The organism is Devosia sp. A369 (genome assembly GCF_054489345.1).
Genome location: NZ_JBTMWV010000015.1, coordinates 55895 through 70445 on the forward strand (window position 1 = coordinate 55895; position 14551 = coordinate 70445).

The window sequence follows — 14551 nt, forward strand, 5'->3', positions numbered from 1 at the left end:
ATGCTTAGGTCGGATATTGAACAGGCCAAGAAATTTCTGAGATGACAGTGCTTTATACTGCCAGACGCTCGTGACGACTCGATGCCGAATGCGGCGCGGTGACGCAGCGTCTCGTTCTGCATCGGCAATCGCCCATTGCGGCCGCATCTAGCCCGTTCGGTCGATTTTCGTGCCCAAAACATCATGCAAGATTCGCAAGCTTACGTAGGCAGACGTCTCTTGCCGGGGGGCACTTTCGATGCAGACGGTGGATATCGTCGTGGCGCGGACCGTGACAGCGGTAGAAAGCCTTCGTCCGCTCTGGGCCTCCCTGTCCGTTCCAAACATCGACGCTGATATCGATTATTTTTTGACTGTGGTGCAGGCGTTCCCGGCGCCCGTCGCGCCCTATGTCATCCACATTCAGGCTGACGGGCACGACATGCTGGTCGTTGCCCGGACCGAGGATCTGCATCTGCCGTTCAAGTTCGGCTATTTGACAGTGGGGCACATCAGGCAGCGCGCTCTGATCGTCGCTTTTGACGGCATTCTAGGCTCGCGCGGCCGCGCCGACGAGGAGCATGCCCTTTTTGCCATCCGTGCCGCCCTGGCCAGGGGAGACGCCGATCTTGTGGTCATGCGCAATCTGGATATTGCTGGCCAGCGCCTCGCGGCCGCCAAAGCCGTCAGTCACTGGTTGTTTCGCAACCACGGCAAGATCCCGACGCACCGCAGGGGTATCGACGTTTCGGATAGTTTTAGCGCGTTTCTCGCTAAGCACTCGGCATCGACGCGCAAGATGCTGCGGCGTGAAGAGCGCAACCTGATGAAACATTTCTACGGCGATGTGAGGCTGCGCCGCTTCGAGCGTCCGGATGAGCTTGAGGAAGCATGTACGCATATGGCGGCAGTGGCGGAGCTGACCTACCAACACAATCTGGGCGCCGCCTTTTCCGCCTCGGTGCTCGACCGGGCGCTTTTGCGGATCGGTTTTGCAAAGGGGTGGGCCCGTATCTGGATGCTCTATTGCGCAGGCCGTCCCGTCGCCTTCTGGTCCGGCACCATCTATGCCGGAACCTGCGCGCTGGGCACGCCGGGCTATGATCCGGCCTTCGCAAGATATGCCGTCGGCCGTCTGGCCATGCTCAGAATGATCGAGGATCTGTGTCGCGATCCGGCAGTGGTGCTGATGGATTTCGGTCAGGGTGAGGCGGAGTACAAATCCCGCTTCGGTCAGTTGTTGCGCAACGAATGCGATGTCATGATCGCCGCGCCAAGACTATGGCCGCTGCTGGTCCTGTGGATGCATTCCTTGTTCACACTGGCCAATGAGATCGCGCGCCGCTTCGCCGCGTCGATCGGATGGCTGGGGCATCTCAAGACCATGTGGCGCAAGCGCGGCAGTGTCGTGGTGGTGGACGCTGAGGTCGCCCCATGACGAGGCATGACAACGGACCTGAACTGACCTGCCTAACCTATTGCAGCTTGCCCTATGCGGGCAATGGCTGGCCACAAAGCTGCGTCAATATTCTGTCCCAGTTCAACGCCCAGTCGATCCGGCCCATCCTGTTCCTGCCCCGGCTCCGCACCGAGGGGCCCGCGAACATCGAATTCGATCCCGCCCTCCGCTTCCCATTGTCCCGCTTGCCATGGACGCAGGTCAAACCCGCGGCAGAGCGTCGGCTCGTCAAAAATTTCAAGGACCAGCTGGAGAGGGCCGACCCCCAAACCACCATTGCCTATCTCTGGCCGGGCACGCCTCCCGAGATTGTTGAGCATGCCCGGCGTCGGGGGATCGTCACCGTCCGGGAAATGATCAATTGCTGCATGGCAACAGCCAAGCCAATTCTCGACCAGGCATATGCAAGGGCAGGGCTTCCGCCCGGACACTCCATTACCGAGGCAGCCGTGAAGGCCGAACTGGCGGAGCTGGCGCGCTTTGACTACGCCTTCGCCTCAAATCCCTGTGCCGAGACCTCCCTCACCGAGGCTGGGATGGACCGCAAGCAGATACTGCCAACCAGCTTTGGTTGGGAGCCAGCCCGTTTTGCCGGCGAGGCCGCTCCCCGTCGCGACAACGCGTTTCGAGCGCTCTTTGTCGGCACAGCCTGTGTCCGCAAGGGCATCCTCGAGCTGATCAAAGCCTGGGACAAAAGCCGCGTTCAGGGTGAGCTTCTGATCGTCGGTGATATTGAACCCTGCCTTGCCGAAAGGCTGGCTTATGCAGTGTCGGAGCACCGGATCAGGCTCGTCCCGTTCACCACCCGACTTGGCGACCTCTACCGATCCTGTGACGTATTCGTCTTCCCCACCCTCGAAGAGGGCGGGCCGCAGGTGACCCTTGAGGCGGCCGGCTGTGGCCTGCCGGTGATCACAACGCCGATGGGCGCATCACGTCTGGTGGAACATGACCGCAACGGCATCATCGTCCGGCCGGGCGACGTCGATACTCTCACCGCCGCGCTAGTGCGACTTGCTGCCGATTCCACCCTGAGACGGCGCTTCGGTCACCAGATCGCGGTCGATGCAGGGCACTTTGCCTATGACCGCGTGAGCGTGGCCCGCGCCCAGATGCTCAAGGGACTGCTCAGGGATCGGGCCAACCCGCAGACGGAGCGCCTGTTCCTTGTCCAGAATTAATGCGCCCCGTCTGGCACCTCCACGCTCGCAATTCGCGCGATCCGCCGCTCGACCGCCCCGCGCCACCGACCGCCCTGTTCGCGCGCCGCGTATCGAGCGTCGCCGGGACGACATCGCGGCGCCGGATGTCCAAACCACCCGGCTTGCCTGGCCCGTTATCGCTCTCTGCTGGTCCCTGATCATTCCCTGGATCATTCCGCTGGGGTCACTCGCCATGCAGCCCTATCGGATGGTTCTGATCGTGGTGTTCTTTCCAGCCCTGTTTCGGCTGCTCAGCGGCAAGGCCGGGCGCATCGGCATCGCCGATATCGCCACGCTTGGGTTCTCCTGCTGGATTTCTGTCGCCCTTTTTGTCGCGCACGGCTTTTCCGGCGCTGTCGAGCAGGCCGGCAGCGAGGTGCTTGAAACGATGGGCGCATACATGGTGGCGCGCGCATACATTCGTTCGGCGCGCGACTATGAAGCCCTTGCCCGCCTGCTCTTCATTATCGTTGGCCTTGTGCTGTTTCCGCTGGCGCTGCTTGAGGTGGCAACGGGGCGGAATATCGTCCTCGAACTCGCCTCGCGCGTCCTACCCACGCACATCATCAATTATCAGCCGCCACGGCTCGGAATCAGGCGTGTCCAATCGGTCTTCGAGCACCCCATCCTCTTCGGCGTCTTCTGCTCCGGCGCTCTCGCCATGACCTATATCGTCCGCGGTTACGCCAAAACCATGACGCAGCGCGTGGCGAGCACGGGCGTCGTGGCCATCACGGCCTTTCTCTCCATGTCCTCGGGTCCGATGTCGACCGTCATGGCCCAGATCATGCTACTAATCTGGGACAAGGTCTTCCGGAAGCTGGCAAGCCGCTGGTGGCTGCTGATCGGGATCGTTGCATCCTCGGCACTGGTCGTCGATCTGTTCTCCAATCGCTCGCTGCCGGCAATCCTCTTTTCCTATTTCGCGCTCGACGAAGCCTCAGCCTATTTCCGCTTGCTGATTTGGGAATTCGGATCGCAGTCCGTTCTCAACCATCCCATCTTCGGCGTTGGCATGGGCGAATGGGACCGCCCCTCGTGGATGCCCTTCAGCGTCGACATGTTCTGGCTGGTGAACGCCATTGTCGGCGGCATCCCGGCTGCATTCTTCATGGCGCTGGCCTTTTTCGCAACCACGCTCTCCGTCACTTTTGCCACAGGTCTCGATGGGCGCGAGGAACAGTGCCGGCTCGCCTACCTCATCACCATGAGCGGCTTCTTCTTCGCCGGGTGGATGGTCCACTTCTGGGGCGCAACCTACGTGCTTTTTATCCTGCTCCTCGGCAGCGGCCGGTGGATGGCCGATTCATTCAGTCCTCGTTCATCCACCATTCATCCTGCGCAACTTCGGACCTAGCCCGTTGTGCTGATTTCGACCGCTGGTCCGCACCGCTAAATTTGCGCGAACAAGCTGCAGGGGTCCCGGCGCCAGATGAAAATAATCGTTTATCCGCATGAGCTAACCATCGGCGGCAGCCAGATCAACGCCATCGACCTCGCCGCCTCCGTCGCCGCAAAAGGCCACAACGTCATCATCTACGGCACAGACGGCCCCCTGGTTCCCTACATCCGCGAACTCGGTCTGAAATTCGTCAAGGCCATACCCTTCAAGTATCGTCCGGCACCCGCAAAAATGGCCCAGCTCTACGCCCTGGCGAGGTGCGAAAAAACTGATCTCATCCACACTTACGAATGGCCACCCTGCCTTGACGCCTATCTCGGCGCCGGCCTTTTCGGCCGCGTCCCAGTGCTTGCCACCATCCTCGACATGACCCTCTCTCCATTCATTCCTCCCTCGCTGCCCCTGATCATGGGCACAGTGGAACTCACTGAAAAGGCAAGGGAAATTCGCCCGGGCCCGGTCTGGTCCATAGAGCCACCAATCGACACCCAACGCGACCATCCAGGCCTCGACGGCAGCGCATTCCGACAGCGGCTTTCGCTTTCGGACAGCGACCTTCTGTTCGTGACCGTGTCGCGCCTCGCCGTCGATCTCAAGCTCGACGCCCTGGTCCGCGCCATTGATTCAATTGATCTTTTGGCGTCTCGTTTCCCCGTTCGCCTCGCCATCGTCGGTGGCGGGCCCGCAGGCGATGCCCTGCTCAGCCGTGGAAACGCTGTAAACGCGCGACATGGCCGGGAAGTGGTGAGCCTTGTCGGCGAAGCGGGCGACCCCAGATCCGCCTATGCAGCCGCCGACGTCGTACTCGGCATGGGCAGCTCCGCCCTCCGCGCTCTCTCCATCGGGCGCCCGCTGATCGTCCAGGGTGAGGAAGGATTCTCTCGCATCTTCGCGCCGGACACCATTCACCTCTTCATGCAACAGGGTTTTTATGGGCACGGCAATGGCAAGGAGGGACCGGACCCGCTGGCGGCGCAGATCGAAAGCCTGTTGGCCGACAGGGTCCTGCGGGAGGCATTGGGCCAAATTGGTCGCGCAACCGTCGAGGCTAATTTCAGCCTCGAAGGCATGAGCAAACGACTCCTCGACATCTACGAAACCGTATCCAGCCAAAGGGCTTCTTTCAAACTCGGCGAGGTCGCCAGCGTTCTCGGAAAAGCCTTCCAGCGAGAGCTCCACAACCACGAGCCCAAGCGCAAACGCGACAGGAAAAGCCTCGAAAGCCTCAAGCTGCGAACGGCAGCAAGCGGCAAGTGGCCCCCGTCAGATTTCCACACGGCAACGGAATGAGTGATATGGAACACGACGCTGCTTTTACCCGTCCACCAATGGTTTCGGTGATCCTGCCCACCTTCAATCGGTTGCATTCCCTAGGCGACGCGATGGCCAGCGTTCTCTCCCAGTCTTGGTCAGATCTGGAGCTGATTGTCGTCGATGACGCGTCCTCAGAAAATGTCGAACCCATCGTTCGCGGCTTCAATGATCCAAGGGTGGTGTTCACGAGACGAGTCAAGAATGGTGGCGCCGGCGCGGCCAGAAATTCCGGCATCGCGTTGGCGAAAGGCGAGTTTATTGCCTTCCAGGACAGCGACGATCTCTGGCTTCCGGGCAAGCTCGACCGGCAGATGCAGCTCCTCGCCACGCTCGGTCCTGCCTATGGCATTGTAACCGGTCCGAAAATCCTCTACGGCCGCGACAAAAAATTCTCGTTCGGCAAGGGCAAGGTCGCCGTCGCGCCCGATCCCGCCACCAAACTGGTGCCCGGCGGTAACACGCTCCAGCATCTGCTCATGGACAACCGGATCAGTCTCCAGAACACACTTTTTCGGCGGAACTGCTATCCCGGGATAGTCTGGTTCGACCCGCTCGTCCAGGCAAATGAAGACTGGGAGTTTGCTGTCCGGGTCGCGAGGAACGTGGACATTTTTGAGGATACAGAGCCCGTCGTCCTTGGCTTCATGTCAGCCGACAGCATTTCGCGCAACAAGCGCAGGGAGTGCACGGGCCTCCTGCGCATCCTCAAGAAAAACAAGGACGTGCTCGCCCTTTGTCCCTACCAGCACTCGCTGCTACGTCTCGACTTGGCCCATTATTTGTACAAGTTCGGCAAGCGCCGCCGCGCTATGGGTTTTCTGCTGAGCGCCATTCGCCTCTCGCCCGGCTGTGTCTCCATGTTAGCCTTCATGGTCGGTCGCCGCGGCACAACGCGCCTTTCAGCCGCGTGGCAAGCTATCGCCTCGCCACGCAGAAGGAAATGCCGGTCCGATCTAGGTGACAGCGCCGGAAGGGGCTCAGTCGACGGCCTTTAATGCACACTTGTGTCCATTGGCCTGGGGGCACGTTTCGCCATAGCGGAGGCTAAAATAGCGTTCGAGCTTGCTGGCGAGAACGGCATGGTTTGTGAGCCGCGCCCGGGGCTCCGGCTGGGAAGTCGAGGAACATCGTGTCGCTCCACCGCGATCACGGGAGGCGATGTTGATTTCCGGATGATTGGCGAGCCAGGCCGCCACAGTGGCGATTTCCCGATCAGGCAACAGTGCTACGATCCGCCGCCGCTCCAGGTCGCAGACGACGGACCGTACCGATGGTTCCTGCGCCAGGCCCAGTCATCAATGCCGACAACCTTCAGAACCTCAGTTGGCTGGCGGGCCCGGCGCCGCACCACCCTGAGCAGCGTGTCGTTGCTGACCGGCAGGGACTGTCAGTAATTTCGTGTGTGGCGGGCGATTTCACATTACGCCGCCATGGCTCGGATGAAGCGCTCGCCGAAGATGACGACGAACTGAGCCTTGGCCATGGACCACTCACGTGGCGGCATCATCGCTGGGGAAGTGGCCCCTTGCCCTGATGGCCCGGCGATGATTGAGACCAGATCAGCGGACTACCATCAAGGCCATGCAGAAATCGACTGCTGCAACACAAAGGCCGGACAGATGACCGCAACGACCAGATGCTGTAATGTTTAGTCAAATCCGTGCCAAAGGTGGGTGGCATCCACAGTGATGGTGTGGATGGCGCCGGCAGCGAGCTCAGTGATTGTGTGGCAAGATGAGGCATCGTCGGATTCACTTGAGGAGGTTCCCTGAGGCCCGCACTGATTATCGGCCTTGATCTCGCCAAGCATGTTTTCCAGGTCCATGGGGCCGATGCGACCGGAAAGGCAGTCCTGCGCAAGAAGCTGCGCCGCTCCGAAGTCATCGAGTTCTTCCAGCGTCTGCCGGCGAGCCTGATCGGCATTGAAGCCTGCGGCACCGCCCATCACTGGGGCCGCATGCTGACCGAGATGGGCCATGAGGTGCGGCTGATGCCACCCAGTTACGTCAAGCCCTATGCCAAACGGGGCAAGAACGACGTGGCGGACGCCGAGGCGATCTGCGAGGCTGTGACGCGGCCGACAATGGGCTTCGTCGAGATCAAGAGCATAGAGCAGCAAGCCGGACTTATGCTGCACAGGACGCGGGAGCTTCTCGTCAAGCAGCGCACTATGCTGATCAACTCGCTGCGCGGCCAGCTCGCCGAGTTTGGGCTGATTGCTCCCAAGGGCGCGTGGAGCATTCCTGAGCTGCATGCTCTTGCGCGGGAGGCGGACGAAACGGTGCTGCCCGCACCGGTTCGTGGCTGCGTCGAATTGATCATGGGGCAGATCGATGAGTTGCAGTCACGCGTCGACGCTCTCGAGAAGGCGATTACCGCCAATCATCGAGCCAGCGAAGTCAGCCAGCGACTGCAGAGCATTCCCGGCATCGGTGTCATCACCGCCTCGGCCATCACCGCCACCATAGCCGATGCCAGCGCCTTCAAGTCCGGGCGACACTTCGCGGCCTGGATAGGGCTGGTACCGCGCCAAAACGGATCCGGCGGCAAGGTTCATCTCGGCCGCATTACCAAGAAGGGCGATCCCTATTTGCGCAAGTTGCTGGTCTTGGGCGCAACGGCGGTGATCCGGTATTGTCGCAACAAACCTGGGCTCGCAGACTGGATCAACGCGCTGCTGGCGCGGCGCCCGGCGCGCGTGGTGACGATAGCAGTCGCCAACAAATTGGCCCGGATTGCCTGGGCCGTCATGAGCAGAGGCACGCGGTTCGACCAAGCACTTTCCTCGGTCGCGTGACCAGAAGCGACGATGCAGGCCCTCTTGATGAACAAGCAGATCCACTCCCGGTAGGGCGTGGGGTAATGGTGAGAGCGACGACGACGTAATGGCAACCGGTCGAGACCAATGACCAGAGAGCCCGTACCTGTGCATGCGCCATGAGCGCGACATAGTGGCTGGGACTGGATCAGCGGACTACCATTAGGGCCCTGCGGACAAGCGTTCCGCTTTGATGAGGCCGGACCGATGACCGCACCCCGACTTCAAGGTTGCCGAAGTGTCGAAAAAGTTCTTGCCAAGCCGGCGCCATCCACCGATGCACAGGTGTGTACGAAACAAAATGCAGCAAATCAGAGCAATATGCAGCAAATTGAAACGACTGAAGCAGGGTAAAAATGGCGACGTCGGACGCGGGGTGACGCTCTAGTAAGACACTCCGAGCGAGCGGCTTCGGCGACCAACCGCGGCCGGTCGATACGGTTTTAGCTTTCGCGCAGGCGGCATAGGCTGTCCTTGCAAACCCCAGCTGATTCGCCTTTGCGGCATCGTTTTGCGGTCACGCGCTGCCGTTTCGGCTCTATTGGTGAGCAAAATCACTCTCAGTGCGTGAGGTGTGGTGGCCCTAGTTTGCTGGTACTTCACTGGTCTTTTTACTGGTACTCACTGGGGCTGCTGGTACTCACTGGTACTTCGTGGGATTTGCTCGGCTTGTGGGCCGCGGGCTTGTGGGAAAAACTAGCCTGCAGTTTTGTCGAGAGGGAGTGCTCTAGCTATAAACAGAGCTTTGGGCTTTGGAGCCCTTGGTGCCGTCGGCAAACGGCAGAGAGGCCCCAGCGTTTCCGCTGGGGCCGTCATAGTTGCGTCAACCTCCATGACGGGCGCTGATCGCAGATAGAGGCGAAACGTTCCACTCGAGCACGATTTTTTTGATCGATGGTCCGGCCTATTCCCTTCCCCCCGCCGGCCGCGCTAAGCTCGTAGAATGAACACTCGTCCTGCCCGCGTTCCGAATGTGAAAACGGCCGAGCGCCGCGCTGTCCGGCTGCAGCGGGAGGCCGTCATTGCCGAGCAGATGGCATTCCTTGAGAGCTTTGACCGGCAAGTCACCGAGCTGGATGCGGGGGAGGATAAAGAAGAGCAATGACCCCAGCCCGCTTAAGAGAATGCCTGCATGTAATCCGCTGGTCGACGCTTACGCTGGCCGAGGCGCTGGGTGTGGAAATAGCGGTGACGCTGGCGTGGTATCACGGCCGCGTTGAGATTCCTGAACGCGTTGCCCACTGGCTCGAGGGCCTAGCTGAAGCTCATAGGTCAATGTCGGCGCCGAAAGGGGCTGCGTTCCTGTGAAGCCCCGAAAACCAAAGCCAGCATCCCGCCCGCGCAATCCCGTAGATCCGAGAGAGAAGGCCTGCCGCGCACGCCGTAAGGCCTACAAGATACCGCCCGACGCCCTGCACGAGGGCAGGCCTATGTGGACCAGATTTCTGGATGAGGTTGAAGCTGCACTCAAGGCAGAAGAAAGCCAGAAGCCAGTGAGAACCAAGCGCAGGCGGCATAACGGGCATGATGCCGCGATCGGGGCAATAGGGTTCAAAAAGAGCAAATAGATGACCAAGACGCTTAGCGATCCGCCCAACCCGGATAACCCAGAGATTGAGTATTCCATCCACGGAGGCGAACACTGGGAGGGTGAATTGCTGGTCTGGGTAAAAATATACCGCTTAGCCGGCACGACGAACCCATGGATTTTGGAGGTCGAAGGGACGGATGGGTCTTCGACCGTTTGGGATGAGCCGTTCGATACTGATGACGCTGCCTGGATGGAGTTCCAGAGTGCGATTTCCCAATCAGGGCTGGAGCAGTTTTATGACGATGACGACATGCCCGTCGGCACGTTGCACTAGGCCGCAACCTCAAGGGCCAGCGCTTTATGGGGCTGATGCCGTGACCGTCATCGCCTGACCGGCCGCCGGCGGGCCTTTTGTTGCCCAAACGTGGCTAGCTCGGATGGTCTAAAATTTCAGCCTTTTGCCGGGGTGTTCGTCGCACTGCCTGAACGGCCTAATGTGACGCAGGCTTTGGCACACCAAGGCTCAGGGAGGGCGACGTGCCCCCAAATGCAACCTGCCCTCCCGCCCTGACCTCCTAACCTCAGCCCCGGTTCATACCGGGGCTTTCTTTTGAGCCGACCCGAGATGCTTTGGCACATCGCCGTGCTTGCTCAGGATCACCGGATCATCGCTCTTGCAACCCAAGCTGGATCGTCCGACAGTAAAGCTGCTGCGAGGGGTTCAAGCCTGTCAACGCCTCGATGCGCTCCTCTGAACGCCTCGCAGCTCCTTGATATCAGTCCCCCTGCACTAGCCTCGCCATCGAGCGGGGTTTTTCTTTGCCCACTCTGGCGTCATGACACCAAGTTTAGGGAATAGGCCTCTTGATGATCGTTCGTCGCACGCACACCATCTCCGGCCTGCTAGACAACCGCATCGCTTGTTTCATATTGAGGAGGAAGTGATGGGGCAGAGACCCTCCAAGAAGCCGGTATTTCTGCGGCTAAACAGCACTGGGAACTACCAAGCCTGCAGCGCTTGGGAAGCGCTGGAATATCTGGATCTGCATTGGCCAGCGGCGCCAAGCGCCCATTTCCGACACGCCCAGCAACTCTGTCGGGGCGCTGTCGACGGAGCAATAGATGCAGAGCCTGCTCGGCTGGCGTTGATTGACGCGGCGCAGCGTGCCGGCATTCTCGAGCAAGGATGGAAAACACAGCCTGATGGAACACGAACAGTGTTCCGTGCGGTTCATGATGAGCGGAAGCTGGTAGCACAGGACCACTTGGGCTGAGCACTGCGGCTTTATGTTGCCACAATCCCAAGGCCTGGATCACGGTAGGCCCTTGGGCTCAGGGAGGGCTTACCGCCCCCAGGCTGCGCCCTCCCGCTTGACCCATCCAGAGCTCCTTGGCTCCGGCTCGGCGGGGCTTATCGATATCCGGCACCCTCCGACAGCGCGGAAATCACCCGCCAGCCGATTCTGCCAGATGGCTCCTAAAACTTTTTCCCCTTTGGCTCAGCTTTGCCAGGATTTGCAAAAGTGTGAATCTCCTTCGCATAGCCCGGTCCTTCGGCATCACGAGCTTGTTCCAGCACGTACTCTCCTCGTGAGCTTCCGTTGGGGTAGCAGTCACTTTCATTGCAGGATTTCACTTCTTGCCCCCAGTTGTTCTGCGGGGCACTGACAGGCATGACGCCTAAGGGAATCGCGACCAGAGCAGCTACCAAGAGAATTTTCATTGTACCTCCGCACAACCTGCAGGCCACAACGATAGCTCCCCCAGAAGACCTCGGCCCTAGCTAGTTGTGGCTACACCAGTCGCTGTCCGCTTGCGTCATTGCCGGAACACAACTCTGGCGACCCAATCCCATGCCCCCATCACCCCCGCCATGGCCACCACTGGGAAGCGGAAACTACCAGCCCTGACAGCGTGGCGGCTAGCCCGGCAACCCCAAGCAGCAGCCGCCAGCTGCCCTTGATCTCCTGCAGGATAGTGAGGCCGGCACTCTCGTGCCCCAGGTCGCCGAGGATCGCAGCCGCATCCACCGGCGTGATGGGGAAGTCCCTGATGAGCTGCGCCATGATGGCAGGCGCTTTCGCGCGGAACACTTGCTCCGCGTTGAGTTTGGCCATGATGGCCTCCTGATGTTGATGTGGTGAGCGTGTGCGGCTACAGCCGTATTGGGGGGGTAATTTTCGTTGGGATTCTGAGCGTGTACAGAAACGTCTTCGACCAAATTGCCAATTATTCCAGCGATCCGGACCTCGCCCTGCACGTCCCCTTTGTGCCGACCGAAGATGACGTCGTTGAAGCCATGCTAAATTTGGCAGACGTTGGTCCCGAGGATGTTCTGTACGATCTCGGGTCAGGCGATGGTCGTATCTTGGTCACTGCAGCCAGGGACAGGAACACGCGAGGCGTCGGCATTGACCTCGATCCGGAGCGCATCGCCGAAGCAGTCGAGTTTGCTGAAGCGTCATGCGTTGAACACCTTGTCGATTTCATCGAAGACGACATTTTCACCGTCGACTTCAGCGAAGCGACTGTCGTTACGCTTTACCTGCTTCAATCAGTAAACGTGCAGTTGCGGCCGCGCCTGCTGAGCCAGCTGCGACCTGGCACCCGCATTATTTCGCATGCCTTTGATATGGGGGACTGGAAACCCGATGAATGGGTGCGCTTGCCCAACGGAAGCATTTTCAAATGGATCGTTCCGGCTCAAATTGCCGGCGTTTGGGATTGGCTTTCACCATGCGGCAGGCTGTTTCGCTTTGAACTGCAACAAAACTACCAAGAGATTTCTGGGAGCGCCTGGCTAGGCGGAAAGAAGGTTCATTGGGAGGACGCTGAGCTGCGAGGCGACTGCTTGCAAATCATGCTGCGAACTGAGGCGACTGCTCCTGTGGAAGAGTTCACCCTGCAATTTGACCAAGCGACACTGATCGAAGTGTGACAGTCAACCTGATCGGAGCGCCACTCGCCGGGCGGGACCCTCCAAGTCTTGTAGACCGTGTTGGCCATGATGGCCTCCTGTTATGTTGAAGGAACGAACCGTTTTCAGAAGGTGCAGAACGGTTCCTGCTGCGCAGGGAGTGAATTTGGCAGAGTGTGGTCGGGTCACTCCCCAAAGCGTGACCAACGGCCTCTTGCCAATTAACCTGTGCGGCCCCCATCTCAGACGGGTAGCAGCACATCTGTCCGCAAACGGCGTGCGCTACAGGGGGCCGAGCGTTGAGCGTCTGAACTCCGCCGGCCCCACCCCCTCCTGTTGATGCTGGGCAAACAAAAGGGCTCGAAGCGGGCTGTGAATCTAGGAGGTTTGATGTCGATTTGGTGTTACGAGCCGGCTAAGCTTTGTTGCGCATGCCGTAGTCGCGCACCGACCTTCATGGTCAACGCCTGTGCCTCCCCATGGGCGCAGGCGTTTTTCGTCATCGTTATTTATTGCTCACCTGGTCCAGCCATTACCGGCTAAACGCCGCATTCTTAGCCATGACGACCTCCTGTGGATGTTGCGAATTCGACGTACTCCCCAATTGGGGGATGCGGATGCCGGCGGAGCTATCTATTAACGAGGCGCTTGGGGGATTATTATGCGAGTGCTTCAACGACTTGAATTTGGATTTATCACCATAGCGGTCTGCGTGGCGGCTTATTGGTTTGTGATGTCGTGACCGACCAAGCTATGCCCGGTGACGGTACCGCTGAAGATACGGCGGATAAGCCATTCGATCCGTGGGAAGAAAAATTCAGCTCCCATTATCGCCCGTCCAGCGCCGACAGGGCCAAAGAGGAAGCGCCTCCTGCCCTCGATCAAGCCGCTGTCTAGATGCAGTTGCACGTTTTCATTGCGCAGCATGAAGATCGTCAGCAGCGGCAGCTGTTATTGCTGCCGCATGAGAAAGGCCCCGAGGCAATCCCGCAGCAACTGCAGCATTTGAACTGGCGTCATCTGGCCGCAACGACGCTGGCCGATAGGTTGCTTGTGACAGCGGGGCCGATTATCGAGGCTGAGATTGGCAGCAATGGATATGCTCTGCTCAGCCTTACGACGTGACTGGGGATTAGATTGCGAGTGAATGTGTTTGTTGCCAGGAATGACGGGAAGACACCGCACGACTTGCTGGTGCTGCCATGGGGCCCGTTGGGAGGCATCCCGCCACATTTGAGGCACTTGGACTGGCGCAACCTCGCCACGACCATGACCGATGACAAACTGCTGGGCAACGAGGCCGAGAGGATTAAGGCGGAGATCGCCAGCAAGGGGTACGCCATAGTCCAGGCAACCGAATGATGGCCTCCTATGATGATGTGATGTCGATGAATTAATCGGTCATTCACCGAGCGATGGCAGTCTTGGTGGGCGCGCCACGTATCGAGTTCGCGCCGTCGTCCTCCGAAGCCTGCCTCGTTGCCACGCGGGTCAGGCTTTCGTTCGGTGTTTCCAATTTCAGTCAAATTCTCCAGCTGACCTTGTCTGTCCAGAGACCATTGAGACGCACAACGGGATTGGGGCTTCCGGAGCGTGATGATGAAGCAAGCCAACCTGCCCCACCCGCTCTACATGCGGGCCAGAGACCATCTCGAGCAGGCCATGGCGGTTCTGTCGCGCGAACCAAACGCGGCGCCACTGCTCGCCCTACTTGATGAAGCGGTCGATATCGCAATCGAGCTGGCGCATATGCCACCGGCGGATGAGACGATCCTGCGCCTTATGCCTTCCGACAAGGTCTGAGTGTCAACGGCGGAGTAAAATCCGGCCATTAGGCGGAGCAAGACCAGGCCACCTTTGGCGCGCACATGAGACCGCCGGGAGGGCATAGCCCGAGCGGGGGTCTCATGTGCGCGTGCGATTTTTGAG

At 59.7% G+C, this 14551-nt stretch carries 14 protein-coding genes and 2 pseudogenes; 12 read left to right on the top strand and 4 right to left on the bottom strand.

The window, feature by feature from the left end; all coding sequences use genetic code 11:
- The first annotated feature begins 247 nt into the window (after positions 1-247).
- From ACX3OZ_RS15935 to ACX3OZ_RS15955, 5 genes are all read left to right on the top strand, one after another.
- Positions 248-1417 carry a GNAT family N-acetyltransferase gene (locus ACX3OZ_RS15935; RefSeq protein ID WP_459104875.1) on the top strand — a complete coding sequence of 390 codons (1170 nt, stop codon included), beginning with the start codon at positions 248-250 and terminating at the stop codon, positions 1415-1417.
- The gene (locus ACX3OZ_RS15940; protein WP_459104876.1) at positions 1414-2619 is read left to right on the top strand and encodes a glycosyltransferase; all 1206 of its coding nucleotides are present in this window, start codon (positions 1414-1416) and stop codon (positions 2617-2619) included. Before ACX3OZ_RS15935 ends, ACX3OZ_RS15940 begins: the two co-directional genes overlap by 4 nt.
- Positions 2606-3997 carry an O-antigen ligase family protein gene (locus ACX3OZ_RS15945; RefSeq protein ID WP_459104877.1) on the top strand — a complete coding sequence of 464 codons (1392 nt, stop codon included), beginning with the start codon at positions 2606-2608 and terminating at the stop codon, positions 3995-3997. Before ACX3OZ_RS15940 ends, ACX3OZ_RS15945 begins: the two co-directional genes overlap by 14 nt.
- Positions 3998-4072: 75 nt before the next feature.
- Entirely contained in the window at positions 4073-5332 is a 1260-nt protein-coding gene (locus tag ACX3OZ_RS15950) for a glycosyltransferase family 4 protein (RefSeq protein ID WP_459104878.1), read from the top strand.
- Between the two features lie 5 nt (positions 5333-5337).
- Entirely contained in the window at positions 5338-6351 is a 1014-nt protein-coding gene (locus ACX3OZ_RS15955; RefSeq protein WP_459097270.1) for a glycosyltransferase family 2 protein, read from the top strand.
- 141 nt (positions 6352-6492) lie between these two features.
- Here ACX3OZ_RS15955 and ACX3OZ_RS15960 read toward each other — a convergent pair.
- Positions 6493-6737, bottom strand: a pseudogene (locus tag ACX3OZ_RS15960) (transposase); the annotation flags it as partial.
- A 39-nt stretch (positions 6738-6776) separates the two neighbouring features.
- Positions 6777-6900, bottom strand: a pseudogene (locus ACX3OZ_RS15965) (IS256 family transposase); the annotation flags it as partial.
- Between the two features lie 224 nt (positions 6901-7124).
- On the opposite strand from ACX3OZ_RS15965, the gene ACX3OZ_RS15970 reads away from it, so the two are divergent.
- From ACX3OZ_RS15970 to ACX3OZ_RS15985, 4 genes are all read left to right on the top strand, one after another.
- The gene (locus ACX3OZ_RS15970; RefSeq protein WP_459104881.1) at positions 7125-8153 is read left to right on the top strand and encodes an IS110 family RNA-guided transposase; all 1029 of its coding nucleotides are present in this window, start codon (positions 7125-7127) and stop codon (positions 8151-8153) included.
- Between the two features lie 964 nt (positions 8154-9117).
- On the top strand, positions 9118-9279 hold the full coding sequence (locus ACX3OZ_RS15975) for a hypothetical protein (protein ID WP_459097269.1): 162 nt from the start codon (positions 9118-9120) through the stop codon (positions 9277-9279).
- Positions 9280-9742: 463 nt separating this feature from the next.
- Entirely contained in the window at positions 9743-10039 is a 297-nt protein-coding gene (locus ACX3OZ_RS15980) for a hypothetical protein (protein WP_459097268.1), read from the top strand.
- 610 nt (positions 10040-10649) lie between these two features.
- Entirely contained in the window at positions 10650-10979 is a 330-nt protein-coding gene (locus ACX3OZ_RS15985) for a DUF982 domain-containing protein (protein WP_459104882.1), read from the top strand.
- 203 nt (positions 10980-11182) lie between these two features.
- On the opposite strand, the gene ACX3OZ_RS15990 is transcribed toward ACX3OZ_RS15985, so the two are convergent.
- Positions 11183-11428 (bottom strand): hypothetical protein, encoded by a 246-nt coding sequence (locus ACX3OZ_RS15990; protein WP_459097266.1) that lies wholly within the window; start codon positions 11426-11428, stop codon positions 11183-11185.
- 139 nt (positions 11429-11567) lie between these two features.
- Positions 11568-11822: a hypothetical protein gene (locus ACX3OZ_RS15995; protein WP_459097265.1), complete on the bottom strand. Its 255-nt coding sequence runs from the start codon at positions 11820-11822 to the stop codon at positions 11568-11570.
- 80 nt (positions 11823-11902) lie between these two features.
- On the opposite strand from ACX3OZ_RS15995, the gene ACX3OZ_RS16000 reads away from it, so the two are divergent.
- The 3 genes from ACX3OZ_RS16000 to ACX3OZ_RS16010 all read left to right on the top strand — a co-directional run bounded on the left by ACX3OZ_RS16000 (position 11903) and on the right by ACX3OZ_RS16010 (position 14425).
- The gene (locus ACX3OZ_RS16000; RefSeq protein ID WP_459097264.1) at positions 11903-12643 is read left to right on the top strand and encodes an SAM-dependent methyltransferase; all 741 of its coding nucleotides are present in this window, start codon (positions 11903-11905) and stop codon (positions 12641-12643) included.
- Between the two features lie 876 nt (positions 12644-13519).
- On the top strand, positions 13520-13747 hold the full coding sequence (locus ACX3OZ_RS16005) for a hypothetical protein (protein ID WP_459097263.1): 228 nt from the start codon (positions 13520-13522) through the stop codon (positions 13745-13747).
- A gap of 474 nt (positions 13748-14221) precedes the next feature.
- On the top strand, positions 14222-14425 hold the full coding sequence (locus tag ACX3OZ_RS16010) for a hypothetical protein (protein ID WP_459097262.1): 204 nt from the start codon (positions 14222-14224) through the stop codon (positions 14423-14425).
- Positions 14426-14551: the final 126 nt, after the last annotated feature.